Annotated in this window: 1 protein-coding gene; it reads right to left on the bottom strand. The window is 52.7% G+C overall.

All coding sequences use genetic code 11. The annotated features are described in order from the left end of the window. Positions 1-1,536, bottom strand: a 1,536-nt coding sequence (locus STRDD12_RS07950) for a GBS Bsp-like repeat-containing protein (RefSeq protein WP_197456673.1), incomplete at both ends; no start/stop codon positions are given.

The following is a 1,536-nucleotide window of genomic DNA, read 5'->3' as shown; positions in this document are numbered from 1 at the left end:
GCTATCCACCTGAAACCCTTGTGTGGCCATCAAGCCGACTTGTTTGCCCGCGTCGAGTTGATTTTGGGCATAAACATGGACCGAATAATGCCCGGTATTAAAGTCGTGGTCTTTGAGGTAGATGGTTGCGGTGTAGCTCGTCTCAGTCACTGGTGTGGCCTTGACCCACCGCAAGTCATCCTGACCATGGATATCCGACCAGACAGGTAGGGTCAAGTCAGTCAGGTAATAAGGGACATTGCTGATGGTGACTTGGTAGACCCCTTCTTCTTGACGTTGGATGCTGGTGGTCAACTGAGCTGGGGCAATGGTCAGCGTTGTCGTCGTTAAGCCTCGCACTTGCCCATTGACTTCCTGGTAGGCATGGATGTTGTAAACCCCTGTGCCTTTGTGGTTACGGTAAGGCGCCAGGGCTTGGCCATTGGCATCCGCACGGTACCACTTCAGGTCATCTTGACCATTGGCTTCAGACCAGACCGCAAAACGGACGGTCGACAAGTCTGAAATGCTGTTAGAGGTCAACTGGAGCTGAATGCCGTCAGGGCCTTGTTTAGCGGTCACCTGATTTTGCTCGCTTGGTTTTTGAATGTTTAACTCACCGGCAACCTCACCAACCCGGCTACCATCCGTATAGGTGGTGTAGACATGGACGATATAAGTATCACTCGTGTTAGACAAGTCCTTGATATCAACCACTTGTTGGGCACTGTTGTTTGTAATCCTTGGGCTATACCATTTCAGGTCATCTTGCCCCTTGTCCTTGGACCAAGCCGCAATGGAAACCGATTGGATGGTTTTGGTTTGATTCTTGCTGCTTGCGCGGTCGCTCGGGCTTGTGCCGATGACATTGACCGTAAAGCGGGTCTTGTCCTTAGCGTAATCTGTCACGCTGACCTTGGCGTTGGCCCTGCCATCCACATGGTTAATGCCTGACGTTGCCAACAAACCAATTGAACCACCCGTCACTTGCGACTGCCCATAGATATGGAGGTTGTAGTGTCCCCATTCTGGGGTGGTGATGGTGGCCACAAAGGTGCCTGCGCCCGTCTTGGTCGCTGTAATCCAGCGCAAGTCATCTTGGCCATTGGCATCAGACCAAACTGGCAAGCTGAGGCTAGAAAGGGTCGGTGAGACATGACTTACCGTGACTTGATAGCTGGACTCCCCTGTCTGAGTGATAGTGGCTTGGACTGGCGACAAGGTCACATCCAACGTTCGGGCATTGAGGCCCCCACGTGTGGAAGAATAGGTGTGAATATGGTACTTGCCGTATTCCCGATGGCGTGAAAACTCGATAAAGGCCGCACCGCTAGCGTTGGCATCAATCCATTGCAGGTCATCTTGGCCATTTTTATCCGTCCAAACCGCAAAACGAATGACTTCCCCAAGACCGATAGACTGGTTGTACTGCAGTTGAATCCCTTGCGCTTCGACACTGGCGCTGGTCACTTCAACCGTCGACTGGTCGCCACCTGCAGTCGCTGCTTGGCTGGCTGACACGCCTTGAGTTTGAGCGACATCTGGCTGGGTTTGAGC

Source organism: Streptococcus sp. DD12, from assembly GCF_001578885.1.
In the GTDB taxonomy this organism is placed as follows: domain Bacteria; phylum Bacillota; class Bacilli; order Lactobacillales; family Streptococcaceae; genus Streptococcus.
The sequence above is the reverse complement of the archived record's forward strand: the minus strand, read 5'-3'. Positions and strand labels throughout refer to the sequence as shown.